The sequence below is a fragment of the Candidatus Caldatribacterium saccharofermentans genome, from assembly GCF_050267035.1.
GTDB lineage: Bacteria > Atribacterota > Atribacteria > Atribacterales > Caldatribacteriaceae > Caldatribacterium > Caldatribacterium saccharofermentans.
In genome coordinates this window covers 548,299-563,209 of the sequence record NZ_CP187957.1, presented here as the reverse complement: position 1 = coordinate 563,209, position 14,911 = coordinate 548,299, and the positions used below count along the sequence as shown (strand labels likewise).

Annotated in this window: 19 protein-coding genes and 1 tRNA gene; 18 read left to right on the top strand and 2 right to left on the bottom strand. The window is 57.1% G+C overall.

Going from position 1 to position 14,911, the window contains the following annotated elements:
* Nucleotides 1-11: 11 nt before the first annotated feature.
* Genes ACPT9Q_RS02920 through ACPT9Q_RS02895 form a run of 6 tightly spaced genes read left to right on the top strand, consistent with a single transcriptional unit; the run spans nt 12 to nt 5,155 of the window.
* On the top strand, nt 12-1,103 hold the full coding sequence (locus ACPT9Q_RS02920) for an aminotransferase class I/II-fold pyridoxal phosphate-dependent enzyme (RefSeq protein WP_026137172.1): 1,092 nt from the start codon (nt 12-14) through the stop codon (nt 1,101-1,103).
* Between the two features lie 29 nt (nt 1,104-1,132).
* Nucleotides 1,133-2,077 carry a Gfo/Idh/MocA family oxidoreductase gene (locus ACPT9Q_RS02915; protein WP_017872150.1) on the top strand — a complete coding sequence of 315 codons (945 nt, stop codon included), beginning with the start codon at nt 1,133-1,135 and terminating at the stop codon, nt 2,075-2,077.
* Nucleotides 2,064-3,449 carry an NAD(P)/FAD-dependent oxidoreductase gene (locus ACPT9Q_RS02910; protein WP_427366704.1) on the top strand — a complete coding sequence of 462 codons (1,386 nt, stop codon included), beginning with the start codon at nt 2,064-2,066 and terminating at the stop codon, nt 3,447-3,449. Before ACPT9Q_RS02915 ends, ACPT9Q_RS02910 begins: the two co-directional genes overlap by 14 nt.
* Nucleotides 3,446-4,204: a 5'/3'-nucleotidase SurE gene (surE, locus tag ACPT9Q_RS02905; RefSeq protein ID WP_427366247.1), complete on the top strand. Its 759-nt coding sequence runs from the start codon at nt 3,446-3,448 to the stop codon at nt 4,202-4,204. Before ACPT9Q_RS02910 ends, surE begins: the two co-directional genes overlap by 4 nt.
* Nucleotides 4,205-4,209: 5 nt before the next feature.
* Nucleotides 4,210-4,491 (top strand): acylphosphatase, encoded by a 282-nt coding sequence (locus ACPT9Q_RS02900; protein ID WP_017872147.1) that lies wholly within the window; start codon nt 4,210-4,212, stop codon nt 4,489-4,491.
* Between the two features lies 1 nt (nt 4,492).
* The gene (locus ACPT9Q_RS02895; RefSeq protein ID WP_017872146.1) at nt 4,493-5,155 is read left to right on the top strand and encodes a protein-L-isoaspartate(D-aspartate) O-methyltransferase; all 663 of its coding nucleotides are present in this window, start codon (nt 4,493-4,495) and stop codon (nt 5,153-5,155) included.
* Here the strand turns inward: ACPT9Q_RS02895 and ACPT9Q_RS02890 are convergent.
* Together ACPT9Q_RS02890 and ACPT9Q_RS02885 are read right to left on the bottom strand one after the other, a co-directional pair.
* Entirely contained in the window at nt 5,076-6,533 is a 1,458-nt protein-coding gene (locus ACPT9Q_RS02890) for a sodium:solute symporter family transporter (protein WP_017872145.1), read from the bottom strand. The two genes, ACPT9Q_RS02895 and ACPT9Q_RS02890, sit on opposite strands and share 80 nt — an antisense overlap.
* Nucleotides 6,526-6,687, bottom strand: a complete 162-nt coding sequence (locus tag ACPT9Q_RS02885; protein ID WP_017872144.1) for a hypothetical protein — start codon at nt 6,685-6,687, stop codon at nt 6,526-6,528. The genes ACPT9Q_RS02890 and ACPT9Q_RS02885 overlap by 8 nt, the downstream gene beginning before the upstream one ends.
* Nucleotides 6,688-6,754: 67 nt before the next feature.
* Between ACPT9Q_RS02885 and ACPT9Q_RS02880 the strand changes: the two genes are divergently transcribed.
* The 12 genes from ACPT9Q_RS02880 to prfA all read left to right on the top strand — a co-directional run bounded on the left by ACPT9Q_RS02880 (nt 6,755) and on the right by prfA (nt 14,910).
* Entirely contained in the window at nt 6,755-7,300 is a 546-nt protein-coding gene (locus ACPT9Q_RS02880) for an isochorismatase family cysteine hydrolase (protein ID WP_427366243.1), read from the top strand.
* Nucleotides 7,273-8,166, top strand: coding sequence for a glutamate formimidoyltransferase (gene ftcD / locus ACPT9Q_RS02875; RefSeq protein ID WP_017872142.1), 894 nt, complete (start codon nt 7,273-7,275; stop codon nt 8,164-8,166). Before ACPT9Q_RS02880 ends, ftcD begins: the two co-directional genes overlap by 28 nt.
* Nucleotides 8,167-8,264: 98 nt before the next feature.
* Nucleotides 8,265-8,750 (top strand): Hsp20 family protein, encoded by a 486-nt coding sequence (locus ACPT9Q_RS02870; protein WP_017872141.1) that lies wholly within the window; start codon nt 8,265-8,267, stop codon nt 8,748-8,750.
* 83 nt (nt 8,751-8,833) lie between these two features.
* Nucleotides 8,834-8,911: transfer RNA gene (locus tag ACPT9Q_RS02865), tRNA-Pro, on the top strand.
* 16 nt (nt 8,912-8,927) lie between these two features.
* A complete protein-coding gene (locus tag ACPT9Q_RS02860) occupies nt 8,928-9,512 on the top strand; it encodes a 1-acyl-sn-glycerol-3-phosphate acyltransferase (RefSeq protein WP_026137171.1) in 585 nt (194 codons plus the stop codon).
* Complete coding sequence (locus tag ACPT9Q_RS02855) at nt 9,502-10,845, top strand: hypothetical protein (RefSeq protein ID WP_427366241.1); 1,344 nt, start codon at nt 9,502-9,504, stop codon at nt 10,843-10,845. The genes ACPT9Q_RS02860 and ACPT9Q_RS02855 overlap by 11 nt, the downstream gene beginning before the upstream one ends.
* A complete protein-coding gene (locus ACPT9Q_RS02850; RefSeq protein ID WP_017872139.1) occupies nt 10,839-11,678 on the top strand; it encodes an MEMO1 family protein in 840 nt (279 codons plus the stop codon). The genes ACPT9Q_RS02855 and ACPT9Q_RS02850 overlap by 7 nt, the downstream gene beginning before the upstream one ends.
* Nucleotides 11,679-11,779: 101 nt before the next feature.
* Nucleotides 11,780-11,980, top strand: coding sequence for a cold shock domain-containing protein (locus ACPT9Q_RS02845; RefSeq protein ID WP_017872138.1), 201 nt, complete (start codon nt 11,780-11,782; stop codon nt 11,978-11,980).
* Between the two features lie 106 nt (nt 11,981-12,086).
* Nucleotides 12,087-12,293: a 50S ribosomal protein L31 gene (gene rpmE, locus ACPT9Q_RS02840; RefSeq protein WP_017872137.1), complete on the top strand. Its 207-nt coding sequence runs from the start codon at nt 12,087-12,089 to the stop codon at nt 12,291-12,293.
* Nucleotides 12,294-12,311: 18 nt separating this feature from the next.
* The gene (gene thyX / locus ACPT9Q_RS02835; RefSeq protein WP_017872136.1) at nt 12,312-12,968 is read left to right on the top strand and encodes an FAD-dependent thymidylate synthase; all 657 of its coding nucleotides are present in this window, start codon (nt 12,312-12,314) and stop codon (nt 12,966-12,968) included.
* Nucleotides 12,941-13,858, top strand: a complete 918-nt coding sequence (locus ACPT9Q_RS02830) for a DUF1385 domain-containing protein (protein WP_427366238.1) — start codon at nt 12,941-12,943, stop codon at nt 13,856-13,858. Before thyX ends, ACPT9Q_RS02830 begins: the two co-directional genes overlap by 28 nt.
* Nucleotides 13,840-14,910, top strand: a complete 1,071-nt coding sequence (gene prfA / locus ACPT9Q_RS02825) for a peptide chain release factor 1 (RefSeq protein ID WP_427366236.1) — start codon at nt 13,840-13,842, stop codon at nt 14,908-14,910. Before ACPT9Q_RS02830 ends, prfA begins: the two co-directional genes overlap by 19 nt.
* Nucleotide 14,911: the final 1 nt, after the last annotated feature.

Genomic DNA, 14,911 nt, shown 5'->3' with positions numbered 1-14,911 from the left:
GGTGGCAGGGCATGAGAATACCCCTGAGTCGACCAATGATTGGCGAAGAGGAAAAGAAAGCCGTTCTTGAGGTGCTTGAGTCTGGACAACTCGCCCAGGGAGAGCAGGTGGCATCCTTTGAGCGGGAGTTCGCCGAGTACATAGGAACGAAAGAGGCTGTGGCAACGAGCAGTGGAACGACAGCGCTCTTTGTGGCTCTCAGGGCCCTGGGGGTGCAACCGGGGGATAAGGTGGTCACAACGCCTTTCACTTTCGTGGCCACAGCAAGTGCCATCCTTCACTGTGGGGGCATTCCGGTGTTCTGTGATGTGGACTGGAAAACTTGCAACCTCGACCCCGAAAAGCTCAAAGCAACGCTTGAACGGGAGCCCAGGGTGAAGGGTGTGGTGGTGGTGCACTTGTACGGGATCCCTTGCGCCCTTGAGGAGATTCTCGACATCACAAGATCCCGCGGCCTTTTCCTCCTTGAGGACTGTGCCCAGGCCCATGGGGCGATGTACCGGGGCAGGAAAGTGGGGAGTTTCGGAGACGCAGGGGTTTTTAGCTTCTACCCCACGAAGAACATGACGACCGGAGAGGGGGGCATGGTGACGACCAACGACCCGGAGCTTGCTGAGCGATGCCGGATGCTTGTGAACCACGGGAGCCGCAGACGGTACTACCACGAAGTCCTGGGATACAATTTCCGGATGACGGACATCGCCGCGGCCATCGGGAGGGTACAGCTTCGGCGGCTCGAGGAAGGGAATGCCCAAAGGAGGGCCCATGCTTCCTTCTATTTCCGGGAACTTTCGGGCATCGAGGGTCTGGAGCTCCCCTTCATCCCCCAGGATACACTTCCTGCGTTCCACCAGTACACGGTGAAGGTTCGGGAAAGGCGGGATGAGCTTCTTCAATTTCTCAGGTCCTGGGGAGTGGGGTGTGAGGTGTACTATCCTGTTCCGCTCCACAGACAGGCATTTTTACAGTCTTACGGATACGGAGCTTTTCCGGTTGCTGAAAGTCTCTCCCGTGAGGTATTATCAATACCGGTGCATCCCGGTCTTTCCCCGGGTGACCTTGAGGAAGTTGCTCGGCTTGTTCGGGAGTTTTTTGCGAAATGACCTGGTCTTTCTGGTGATGGGGCTTGAAAGTGGTTCGAGTTGGTGTTGTTGGGGTAGGGTACCTTGGCCAGCACCATGCCCGGGTGTATTCAGAACTTCCCGGGGTGGAGCTTGTTGGTGTGGTGGACATCAACCGCGAACGGGCCCAGGAGGTTGCCCGCCGGTACTCAACGACGCCGTTTTTTGATTACCGGGATCTCTTCGGCAAGGTCGACGCAGTGAGTATCGTTGTGCCCACCATGCTCCATCGGGACATCGCTATCCACTTCATTGAGGAGGGCATCAACATCCTCATTGAGAAGCCAGTGACCACAACCCTTGAAGAGGCCAAGGAACTCATGGAAATGGCAGCCAGAAAAAACGTCGTCCTCCAGGTGGGTCATATCGAACGCTTCAACTCGGCGGTGATGGAACTCGCCAAGATTGTCGATAATCCCATTTTCATTGAGTGTTGCCGGATGGGTCCTTACGTCAACCGGAATACCGATGTCGGTGTGGTCCTTGATCTTATGATTCACGACATCGACATCGTCATGAGCATCGTGAAGAGCAACGTTGTCAAAATCAGTGCTTCGGGGCGTTCGGTTTTCTCCCGTCAGGAGGATATCGCCAATGCCCAGCTGGTGTTCCAGAACGGTTGTATCGCGAACCTCACGGCAAGCCGGGTCACCAGGAAGAAAATTCGCCGCATGGAGATCACCCAGGTGGATTCCTTCATTTCCATCGATTACCTGGAGCAGGAGCTTGCGGTGTACAAGAAGACCTCTTCTCCGCTACCCCAGCTACTTATCGAAAAACCGGTCATGCAGAAGGGAGAGCCTCTCCGGCTTGAGCTCGAGCATTTCATCCGCTGTGTACGCAACGGCGAGAAACCCCTTGTTGGTCTTGAGGAGGGGAAAAACGCCTTAGAGGTTGCCCTGCGGATTCTTGAAGAGATTCAGAAGAACCAGGGTGGTGGCAATGACAAAATATGATGTGGTCATTGTGGGTGCAGGTCCGGCAGGGATTTTTGCTGCTCTTGAGCTTGCAGAAAAGAGCAACCTGCGGGTCCTTGTGGTGGACCGGGGGAAGAACATTGAGAAACGGGTCTGCCCTGCTCGGGAGAACAGCAGAATTTGCCAGCGGTGCAACCCCTGCTCGCTGCTTTGTGGATGGGGTGGAGCAGGGGCTTTCAGCGATGGGAAGCTGACACTCTCACGGGAAGTTGGGGGGCAACTTGCTGCCTGTATTGAGGAAGAGGAATTCGTCACGGTCCTTGACCAGGTGGATAAGACGTACCTTCGCTTTGGAGGGACGTCCCGTATCTATGGGACCGACAGCGAGCAGGTAGAGGAGCTCCGGAAGAGAGCCGAAATGGCGGAACTCATCCTTGTTCCCTCCCAGGTTCGCCACCTTGGGACGGAACGGTGCCGGGATATCCTGCGGAACATCTTCGATTATCTCAAGGAACGGGTGGATATCAGGACTGCGACCACGGTAGAAGAACTTCTCGTTCGGGACCACAGGGTCTTGGGGGTTCGTCTTGAGACGGGGGAGGTCATCGAGAGCACCTTTGTTGTTGTGGCTCCGGGAAGAGTGGGGGCGGACTGGCTCCGCAAGGAATGCCTTCGCCTTGGTCTTCCGCTCAGGAACAACCCCGTAGACCTGGGGGTGCGGGTAGAAGTTCCGGCCTCCGTCATGGAAGAGTACACGAACGTCATGTACGAGCTGAAGCTCATCTACTACTCCCGGACCTTTGACGATCGGGTGCGGACGTTCTGCATGTGCCCCCATGGCGAAGTGGTGACAGAGTACAACGACGGCATTGTTACGGTGAATGGCCACAGCTACGAGGGGAAGCACACACCGAATACCAATTTCGCCATTCTTGTGAGTACGAATTTCACCGAGCCCTTCCATGAGCCCATCGCCTTCGGGAGGTACGTGGCGCAACTCGCCAATATGGTCAGCGGTGGGGTCATCATCCAGAGGCTCCGGGACCTGCAGCTTGGCCGGCGTTCCACCTCCGAGCGTATTGCGAAATCTGTGGTCAAGCCCACGCTTGAAGGGGCAAGCCCGGGAGATCTGAGCTTTGTGCTCCCCTACCGTTTCCTCCAGGATATTCTGGAAATGCTCACAGCTCTTGACCGTTTCATTCCCGGGATCAACTCCCCCCATACGCTCCTTTACGGGGTGGAGGTGAAATTCTATTCCTCAAGGGTTGAGCTCCGGAGAAACTTAGAAAGCGAGATTCAGAACCTCTTCCTCATCGGGGACGGAGCAGGCATTACCCGGGGTCTTGTGCAGGCCTCGGCATCAGGAGTAGTGGTGGCCCGGGAGATCCTTCGAAGGGTAGGGAAACGATGATGGAGCGCATACTCATCACCAACGACGATGGGTTCGAGAGCCCTGGAATACGGGCTCTCGTGCGGGCATTCCGGAAAGAAGCGGAGATCATTCTTGTTGCTCCCCGAGAGGAACGGAGCTGTTCAAGCCACAGCATCACGGCCCGGAATCCTCTACGGGTGCGGGAAGTTGAAGTGGAAGGAGTGCGGGGGTATGCGGTGGATGGTACTCCTGCTGATACGGTCATCCTTGGCCTGAATCTTTTTCCAGACATTGACTTTGTAGTTTCGGGAATTAACCGCGGACCGAACCTTGGTTTTGATGTGTTCTACTCGGGAACGGTGGCGGCTTCGCTTGAGGCCGCAATGTCGGGGATTCCGGCACTCGCGGTGTCGCTGGTCCTCAATGGCTACGAGAACTACGACCTTGCGGCAGCGATTGCCGTGGAGGTGTGGAGGACTTTCAGAGATATCCTTCGGGGGGAACGGAACCTCGTGCTGAACGTCAATGTCCCCGATGTACCCGGTCGAGAGTTCCTGCGGGGTCTTCGCATTACTGAACTCGGGGACCGATTCTACGTCACCGGGGTGCGGGAGATTGCCCAGAGCAACGGAGAGCGAGTGTTCGTCTTTGAGGAGGTCCAGAGGGATCCCCTCTTTCTCGAGAACTCCGACTTTGAGGCCGTTCGGGAGAACAGGGTTTCCGTGACCCCTCTGCGACCCAATCTCACCGACTACCTTGTTCGGCGAAGACTCGTGGGGATTCTGGCGAGGTGAGAGTGATGCGGCAATGGGTGCAGGGTCGGCTGGTCCTTCGGGGGAGAGTGCAGGGCGTGGGGTACCGGTACTTTGTGCTCCGGAAGGCAGGAGAGTTTGACGTCACCGGGATGGTGCGGAATCTCCCCACGGGAGAGGTGGAGGTCATCGCTGAGGGAGAAGAGGGGGAGGTCCGTCGTTTCTTTGAGGAGGTCAAAAAAGGGCCTGCGTCGGCCCATGTGACCTCTTTCACTGAGGAGTGGTTGCCTTTTAGCGGTCTGTACCACGATTTCCGGGTAGGGTACTGAGATGCACGACGATGGAGCTTGTGAGCGCCGGAAGAAAATGGTGGAACGCCAGCTCATTGCCCGGGGGATCGCCGACCAGCGAGTACTTGAGGCCTTTTTAAAGGTTCCCCGCCATCTCTTCGTTCCGGAGGAGTACGAGGATCTGGCATACCAGGATTCCCCGCTCCCAATAGGAAGCGGACAAACCATCTCGCAGCCCTATATCGTTGCGCTCATGCTGGAGCTTCTGGAGCTTTCGCCCGAGGACCGGGTGCTTGAAATTGGCACGGGTTCGGGGTATCAGACGGCGCTTCTGGCAGAAATCGTTCGCGAGGTCTACAGCATAGAGCGCATTCCAAAGCTTTTCTTTGAGGCCAAGGAACGACTGCACCGCCTTGGGTATACAAATGTATACCTTTTCCTTGGCGATGGGAGCAAGGGCCTGCCAGAATTCGCTCCCTACGACAAGATCATCGTCAGTGCCTGCGCGAAACACATTTACGAGGCGTGGGTTGAGGAGCTCCGGGAGGGGGGAATCATGGTCCTTCCCTTAGAAGATGCCCACGGCCAGAGTCTCGTCCGGGCCTGGAAAAGGAAGGGGAAACTCAGGCTTGAGTACCACGGCGGTTGCATTTTTGTCCCTCTCGTTGAGGAGGATGCTCACGGGGAGCAAGAAAACCTGTGAGGAGGTAGACGCCGGAGGCCACCCCAAGGACTGAAGGGGCTGTCCATCCGCCAAAAATCCTTACTCCCGCAAGCTGCAGAAGGGCAAGCACGGCTCCAAGGACCATGCTGAGAAGAGCGGCCCTGTCGCTTTTTCGCCTGCTGAAGAACGTGCCGACAATGGTCGGCACCACGCTGAGGAGTCCAAGAGAAGAAGTGACCGAGAGCAGGGCAATGAGGTTGAATCGCCCCAGGGCAAAGAAGAAGACGGCAAGGCAGAGCAGAGGGATGAAGAGGAGCTGGGCGAAGAGGAGCCGTTTTTGCTCGGAGATACCCTTTGGGAGGATGTCCTGAAGGAAGAGCGAGGAGAGGGTGAGGATGATGGAGTCGGCGGTAGAAACGGCTGCGGAGATAATCCCCACCACCACGAAAAGGGCAATCCAGGAGGGGATGGGGAACTCCAGAAGCAAGGTGGGTGTGGCAAGATCGGGGTTTTTCAGGCCTGGCAGAAGCACCAGGGCTCCAAACCCTAAAGTGACGGTGATGAGGGTGTACACAAAACCGTACCCCAGAAACCCTGTAATGGTTTTGCGCATTTCTCTGAGGTTTGCTGGCACAAGAAGCCGCTGGAAAACCTGGGGATTGGAGATACTGAAGAAGAACCAGGGAAGGGAGAGGTTGAGAAAGGTTCGAAAAGTGAAAAAGCCGTTTCCCGGAACGCTCAACCACTGGGGATGAGTGGTCTCGACTGTGTGAAAGAAAACGGAGAATCCCCCAAGAAGGCGCACGACCACGAAGAAGACTAAGGCGATAGAGCTTACCATCATGATGCCTGCCTGGAGTGCATCAGTTGCTGCCACGGAGCGAAGTCCAGCAATTGATGTCCAGAGGATGATGAAACACAGGGCAAGGAGCAGTCCCACAGGATACCCGATTTTCCCTCGGGAGAGCACCTCAAGGAGGTACCCGATTCCTGTGAGCTGCACGGAGGTATAGGGGATGAGGAAACCCGAAACGATAAGGGCGTACACAGTTCCCACCAGGGGATTCTGATACTCGAGGCTCAGGACCTCTCCAGGGCTCACGCATCCGTGACGTTTGCCGGCTTCCCAGAACTTCGGTCCCACAAGGACTGCCCAGAAAAGCCCCGAGAGGTAGATGAGCTCAAAGCCTAAAGCACCCACACCTCCGCGATAGGTGAGGCCCACGAGCCCAAGCATCATGAAGGCGCTGTAGGTGGTGGCACCGTAGGAGAGGGCGGCAACGAGCCAGTGGAGTTTTCGTCCCGCCAGGAAGTACTCGATGAGACTCAGGCGAGCTCCTCTCCGGACTGCCAGGGCAAAAGCACTCCCCCATCCGGCATAGAGCGCGATGGCAAGCCAGAGGTACTGCTCACTCATGCCAGGACCTCATCATGCGGAGGAGAAGGAGAATGGCCAGAATCGCAAAAATGTTCCAGAAGAGGAAGCTCCCACTGAAGCGCTGTACCCGGGAGAGGACGGTGAAGGGAAGAAGGTAGGCCAAGACCACAAGGGAAAGAAAGGCAAGAAGCACTCTCCTCCCTCCCCGCTTTTTGCTACAATGTAGCAGAAAGTGAGACGGGAGTAAAGGGGGGAGAGGGATGCCCAGAGCCTTTCTGGTCATCGATATGCTCAACGACTTCGTGCATCCCGATGGGGTGCTTTTTGTGGGGCATCAGGTGCAGGGGGTCATCGCCACCATTGGAGAACTCCTTGAAGAACGGAGAAAGCAGAAAGACCTCATCGTCTACGTGTGCGATGCCCATCGCAGGGATGACGCCGAGTTCCGGCTCTTTCCACCGCACTGTGTGGAAGGGACCTGGGGGGCCCAGGTGGTTGCGGACCTTGCGCCCCAGGAGGGGGATTTCGTCCTCCCGAAAACGAAGTTCAGCGCTTTCCTTGGAACACCCCTTGACCTCATTCTCCGGGAAAAGAACATCACGCACCTTGAGCTTGTAGGGGTGTGCACGAACATCTGTGTGCTGTACACTTGCGCCTTTGCGCGGATGCTCCATTACGAGGTAACGGTTTTCCGGGAGGGGGTAACCTCCTTTGACCTTGGAGCCCATGAGTGGGCGCTCCGGGAGATGGAGAACACCCTGAGGGCGGAGGTTCGCTCATGCGGGAAGTTATCCAGAGCGCAGTGAACGTGAGCACGTCGTCTTCTGCAGTTGTTCAGGAGATAGTGGAGCGTCTTGCTGCTTTTGAGGGCCTGAAGGTGGCGGATTATTCTCTGGACCCGGACCACAACCGCTCGGTTGTCACCCTCCTTGGGACCCAGAAGGCCCTGGAGGCGGCTGTCCCTGTTTTTTTCGAGGTTGCCGAAAAGTACCTTGATATTCGCCTGCACCGGGGAGAACATCCCCGCATCGGCATTGTGGATGTGGTCCCCTTCACGCCCTGGAGGGGCGTCGGGATGGAAGAGTGCAAGGCACTGGCCTGGCGGGTTGGGGAGGAAATTGCCCGCCGTTTCCGCGTTCCGGTGTATTTCTACGGGGAAGCCGCAAAAAGGCCTGAACACCGGGACCTTTCGCAGATTCGCCGGGGAGGGTACGAGGCACTGCGAGAGGAAATCGCCCGGATTCCGGAACGCTTTCCCGATGTCGGCCCCTGTGAGGTGCACCCCACGCTGGGGGCTACAGCTATAGGAGCTCGGGGACCGCTTGTGGCCTTCAACGTGAATCTCAGAACCCAGGATGTCGGTGTGGCTCGAAAAATTGCCGCACGGGTTCGGGAAGGGTTGCAGGCAGTGAAGGCCATCGGGGTTGAACTGAAAACCCGGGGGATGGTTCAGGTTTCCATGAACGTCCTGGACTTCCGGCGGAACTCGCTCCTTGAGGTTTTCAGGTTTGTGGCCCTTGAAGCTCGCCGGTATGGAGTGGACGTGGCAGGATCAGAGATCATCGGTCTTGTCCCCCTCGAGGCTCTGGTAGATCTTGCGCAGGTTGTCCTCGGCGTTCCCGATTTGCGGGTGAGTCAGGTGGTGGAGCACCATCTGACAGACGGTTTTTGACTTTTTTTGACTAACCCCCTTGACAGTTTGACCTTATTTGATTATAATGGGAGCCGGAATTCGGGAATGCTTGAACAGGGCGAAAGGAGGGATGACCTATGGTGAGAAGAAGCGTTCCTGCCCGTCGTGAAGAGCGGCGAGTAAGCCCGATTCGGAGACTCTGGGATCTCTTTGATCTCCGTAGCGACCTTGACGAAATCTTCGACGAACTCCTGGAGGCACCATTCTTCAGCACACCGTCCTGGTTCGGCAACTTCCCTGCTGTAGACGTTGCTGAAACTGAGAACGAGGTCATTGTCAAGGCGGAAATCCCAGGAATTGATCCCAAGAACCTCGAAGTGCACGTCACCGAAGATTCCCTGGACATCAAGGGTGAAGTGAAGGATGAGTGGGAGGAACGGGACGTTGGATATTGCCGCAGAGAGCGTTACTGCGGTACCTTTGAACGTACCATTGCCCTTCCGGCAAAGGTGAAACAGGACGAGGTGAAGGCGCAGTACAAGGATGGCATCCTCACCATCACGCTCCCCAAGGTCGAACCGAGCAAGCCCAAGGCCAGGAAAGTCGAAATCGAGGTGGCATAGCATTCCAAGAAAAGCCCCGGAGAGGGAATCCTCTTCGGGGCTTTTCTTTTTCCCCCAAAATGTGTACAATGTAGAAGAGGTGTCGGGGCGTGGCGCAGCCTGGTAAGCGCACACGGTTCGGGACCGTGGTGTCGGCCGTTCAAATCGGCTCGCCCCGACCAGTTTCCGGGTGATAGGATGATCTATTATCTCTGTAAGTACCTCGCCCTGTTTCTTCTTAAGCTCTTTTCCTCCTTTCGGGCAAGTGGCAGAGAGCATATTCCCCGGCATGGTCCCTGTTTCCTGGTTTCGAACCATTCGAGCTACCTCGACCCCGTGGTCCTCGGGTGCGCTTCGCCCAGGCGTGTGTACTTTGTGGCCAAGGAAGAGCTCTTTCGGAATCCCCTCGCTGCGTTTTTCCTGAGACAGCTCGGGGCCTTCCCCCTGCGAAGGAGCGAAGTGGATAAAGAGGCAGTGCAGACAATTTTTCGGCTCCTTCGGGAGGGGAAGGTGGTCTGTTTTTTCCCCGAGGGAACCCGGAACGAAGGAACGCTTTTGCCTTTCCGCAAGGGTGCCCTGAAGCTTTTGCTTCGGGGGAATGTCCCAATTGTGGTGGCGAGCATCCGGGGAACATACGAGAGCTTTTCCCGGCACCGGAAGTTCCCCCGCCCCTTTCCCATCCGGGTGGTGTTTTCCCCACCCTTTTCTCCGGAAGGCCTGACCCCTGAGACCCTTGAAGGGGAAATACGCAAACGCATGGAGGTTGCCTTCCATGGTTCGTAGAATGCTCCTCATCGTTCTTTTTGGCTTTCTTTTGACCTCTCCGGCACTTGCCCTGGTTTTCAGGGTCGATGCGGTTTTTGAAGAAGTGGGGGGAGAGATGCCCTTTCTGGACTACCCGGTGGGCATTGCTGTGGACGACGTAGGGGGAAGGGTATTCGTGAGCGACTGGGGGAATAACAGGGTTCTGGTGCTTGAGAAAACCGGAAAGCTTCTCCGAGAAATCAGAGACCTGAAAAGTCCTGTAGGGCTTGCCCTTGACAGAGAAGGGAGGAAGCTCTTTGTGGTGGAACAGAAAGGGAACCGGGTGGCTGTCTTTGACCTTGAGACGCTCAGTCCCCGGGGGAGCCTGAAGACCAGAAAGACGCCCCTGAGTGAGCCCCGGGGGATCTGGGTAGCGCAGGATGGTACGGTGTATGTTGCGGATACAGGGTGGTCGCGTATCGTGGTCTTTGGGGTTCAAGGGGAGGAGCTCTTCTCTTTTGGTCGGGAGGGCATGGGGGATAACGAGTTCTATCAGCCCAGAGGGGTGGCTCGAGACCCGCAAGGGCGCATCTGGGTGATGGATACCCTTCATCACTGTGTGAAGGTTTTCGACGAGAAGGGGAGCTATCTCTTTCGTTTCGGTGAGGGTCTCAATCAACCCCGCTACGTCGGCTTTTTTGGCGATCTTGCTTTTCTCTCCGATTACCGAAACCACCGGATTCTCGTCTATGACCTCCAGGGAGTGCTTCAAGGCGCTATTGGTGAAGAGGAGAAGCTCTTCTCTTTCCCTGAGGGGCTCTGGATTGACGGTGAGGGGAAGCTCTGGGTGGCTGATGCTGGGAACAACCGGATTGTCCGGATCGACCTGGGGTACCTTGCCTCTCCTGAGGAGTACCTGAAAACCCTCCTTGCGGAGGGGAAGGACGAGGAATTCTTTAAGGTCCTGGGTCGCCTGTCCCCTGAGGTCCGAAGACAACCCGGAGTCGGTCGTTTGCTCTTTGAGGCGTATGAGCGCCAGGGAGACCTTGAAGCGCTCATTGCCCAGGCGGAGGAGCTTTTTCTCTCCGATGAAGAGGAACGCTCCCGGTGGAAGAGGACGCTTGGCGAGCTCTACGCCGAACAGGGACGTATCCTCACCGGGCAGGGCGCTTTTGAGGAAGCGAAGGACTTCCTGCTCCGGTCTTTCCGGTACGGTCGACTGGCCTCGCTTTTCTCCTACCTCTGGGTGGCCTTCTTGGATGCAGGAGGAGAATATCTTGGCATCCTTTTGCTTCTGGTGCTTTTGGGTGTGTTACTCTTTGTCTACCTGCGGCTTCGAGCCGAGCGGGAGAGGAGGTGGCGCCGGTGGTGAGGAAGGAAGCGGTGGCAGGGTACTTCTATCCGGGGAAGGTTGAGGAGCTGCGGCTTCTTTTTGAGGAACTCTCTGCCTCTGCGTCGCGGGTTTTTCCGGAAGATCTCTCTGGGGTTCAGGATGCCAGTGGTGTGGTGAGCCCTCACGCCGGGTACATCTACTCGGGGGTGGCTGCCTGCGTTGCCCATCGCTTTCTCGCCCTTCTTCCCCCTGCACAGACGATTGTGCTCCTTGGTCCAAATCACCGGGGGGTGGGGAAGCGGGTGGCCATAAGCAGCGTTGAGTACTGGCAGACTCCTCTGGGGCAGGTGCCTGTGGACAGGGAATCGGCGGAGTTCCTTCTCTCGTACTCTTCAATGTTTGCCCTGGATGAGCTGGCGCATCAGTTTGAGCATTCTCTTGAGGTTCAGGTCCCCTTCCTCCAGTACTTCTTGCCCTACGAATTTCAGATTCTCCCCATTGCTCTGCTTTCCCAGGACAGGGCAACGTCTGAAGTCCTGGGGGAGGCCCTTTTTGCCCTCTCGGAGAAGAAGCGGATTCTCGTTGTGGCAAGTAGCGACTTCTCTCATTACGAGCCGGAGGCAGTGGCCCGGACCAAAGACAGAGAAGTCATCGAACGCATCTGCGCCCTGGATGTTGAGGGATTCTACCGGGTGCTCCGGGAAAAAGACGTGAGCGTCTGTGGACCTGGAGGAATTGCCGCACTCCTTGTGTACCACAAAAAGCGGGGAGGGAAAAGGGGCGAACTCCTCTTCTACACCCACAGCGGTGAGGTAACGGGTGAACGGCACCAGGTGGTTGGGTACGCGGCGGTTGCCTTCCCTCTGCCGTGAAAAAATATTTTTCCTTTCCCCTTGACAGGGGGTGCAGAGGGTGGTACTCTAAGCGCAACGCTTGCGCAGGCGTCAAGTTCAGATTGAGGAGGCTCAATTCAATGGCAACAGGAAAAGTCAAGTGGTTCAGCACCACCAAAGGGTACGGGTTCATCTCTTCCGACCAGGGTGGTGACGTGTTTGTGCACTACACGGCAATCGAAGGAAACGGCTTCAAGACTCTCGAAGAGGGTCAGGCAGTGGAGTTCGATATCCAGCAGGGGGCAAAAGGCCCTCAGGCTGTCCGCGTACGAAGAATATAGCATTCTTCCGGAAAAGCCAAAAAGCCCACCACACTCGTGGTGGGCTTTTTCTTTTTCTGTCCCCATGCTATAATTATTCCCACGCGCTGAAAGGAAGGTGGAGGATATGAAAAAGGGCATTCACCCTGAGTACGCTGAGACCCGGGTCATCTGTGCCTGCGGGAATACGTTCGTGACAAGGTCGACGAAGTTCCCCGAAATCCGGGTAGAAATCTGTGCCAAGTGTCATCCCTTCTTCACCGGTCAGCAGAAACTGGTAGACACGACCGGAAGAGTGGAGAAATTCCGCAGTAAATACGGGGATAACTACTGACCCGGTCCCGCGAACTCCATGCGGGTGACCCTCCTTGCCCACACCCCTGATCCTGAGAGAGCTATCGCCCTGGCTGCAAGGGTCTGTTACAGCAAGGAACCTCCTCAGGATATCGCCCCTGAAAAGGCCAGGAAGCTCATTCGGGAACTCTTTGCGCGGGGGCATGAGTCGGTGCTGGAACACGCTTTCTTTTCTTTTCTCCTTGAGGGTATCTCCCGGGTGACCTCCCACCAGCTTGTCCGGCACCGTCTGGCGTCCTATGCTCAGCAGAGCCAGCGGTACGTGGACCTTGGAGAGGCGAGCTTCGTCTGTCCGCCCTCGATTGCCGAACACCCCCGTGCTAAAATAGTATTCGATGGGGTCATGGCCCATGCCCGGGAGGCGTACGAGGAGCTCTGCCGCCTTGGGGTGGCAAGAGAAGACGCCCGGTACGTTTTCCCTCAGGCCGTGGCGACCAATATTGTCGTTTCCCTGAACGCGCGGGAACTCCTGCACGTTGCCCGGGTACGCCTGTGTCGCCGGGCGCAGTGGGAAGTTCGGGAAGTGGTGCTGAGGATGATCGCGGAAGTAGGGAAGGTTGCGCCGGTTCTTGCAGAAATCGCCGGCCCTCCCTGCAAGTTCGGCCCCTGTCCGGAGGGGGAGAAGGGTTGCGGAAGACCATGGGGGACCCCGTGAGGAGAGAAGGATTTTGTGACATTGGAGGGCAAGCGCTGATTGAGGGAGTGATGATGCGGAGTCCTCACCGCCTGGCGATGGCGGTGCGCCGGCCCGATGGGAGCATTGTTCTCGAGGTCCGGGAAGAGGTTCCCCTTTCGCGCCGGAGCCCCTTCTTTGCCCTTCCGGTGATTCGGGGAATGGTGGGCCTTGTCGATTCACTGGTGGTGGGCCTTCGGGCGCTCTCCTATTCCGCTCAGGTGGCCCTTGATGAGGAGCATCGCCTTACCGGTTTCGATATGGGGCTGGCCCTGCTCCTTGCCGTGGGTCTTTTCGTGGGGCTTTTTGTTGCCCTTCCCACGTTTTTGACCTCGCTCCTTGACCGTTTCCTGCACTCCACCGTGGTGTACAATCTCGTAGAGGGGGCAATCCGGGTTGGCGTTTTTCTTCTGTATCTTCTTGTAATTTCGAATCTCCGGGATATTCGGAGAGTCTTCGAGTACCACGGGGCGGAGCACAAAGCTATTTTTACCTTTGAGGAAGGAGAGGAACTTACGCCTGAGAATGCGGCGAAGTTCACCACCCGTCATCCCCGTTGCGGGACGAGCTGGCTGCTCCTTGTCATGGTGGTAAGTGTCCTCATCTTCTCTTGTCTTGGAAGACCGGGGGTTTTTATCCGGATCCTGAGCCGGGTTCTTGTGGTGCCTCTTGTGGCAGGGCTGGCCTATGAGGCAGTGAAGCTACTCTCACGCCACCGCCAGAGCCTCATTGCCCGTCTTGTGAGTCTTCCTGGTCTCTGGCTCCAGTACCTCACAACCCGCGAGCCGGATAAAGACCAGCTTGAAGTGGCCTTTGCGGCGCTGCGGGGGAGTCTCGGGGAGGAGTACACGCCATGTGGCGAGAAAAGGTGAAGGCTATCGTCGAGCAGTACCGGGAGCTCACCGAGAAGATGGCCCATCCCGAGGTGGTGCAGGATCTGGCCCGCTACCGCAGTTACGCCCAGACCATTGCAGAAATCGAACCCATTGTGGAGAAGTACGAGGAATACGAGCGGGTGGAGCGGGAACTCGAGGAGGACCGGCTTTTACTCCGGAGTGAACACGATCCGGAACTCCGGGAACTCCTCGAGGAGGAAATTGCCCGGCTTAAGGAGCGCCACGAACAGCTTGAAGAAGAACTCAAGGTCATGCTCCTTCCCAGAGATCCCCGGGACGACAAGGACACGCTGGTGGAGATTCGGGCCGGTGCGGGAGGGGAGGAAGCGGCGCTCTTTGTGGCCGACCTTTTCCGGATGTACACCCGCTTCGCCGAGCGCCATGGTTTCAAGGTCGAGGTTATGGATGCAAGCCCCACGGAGCTTGGGGGGTTCAAGGAGATTATCTTTGCCGTGGAAGGGAAGGGTGCGTACAGCAAGTTCAAGTTTGAAAGCGGTGTGCACCGGGTGCAGCGGGTGCCCATCACCGAAGCCAGCGGTCGTATCCATACCTCTACGGCAACGGTGGCGGTGCTTCCTGAGGCCGACGAGGTTGAGGTAGTCATTCGGCCGGAGGATATTCGGGTGGAGATATTCCGGGCGTCCGGGCCTGGTGGGCAGCACGTGAACACGACCGATTCCGCCGTTCGGATTACCCATCTCCCCACGGGGATTGTGGTCACCTGCCAGGACGAGCGGTCGCAGCACAAAAACAAAGCAAAAGCCTTACGGATTCTTCGGGCCCGGCTCCTTGACCTGGAACGAAAAGCCCAGAAAGAGGCTATTGACCGGGAACGGCGGGCACAAATCGGCACCGGAGAGCGGAGCGAGCGTATCAGGACCTACAATTTTCCTCAAAACCGGGTGACGGACCATCGCATCAACCTTACCCTGTATCGCCTGGAGTCCGTTCTCGATGGAGACCTCGATGAGATCGTTGAGGCCCTTGCTGCTGAGGAACGGGCCAGGCTCCTGGAGAAGGTTGGATAGG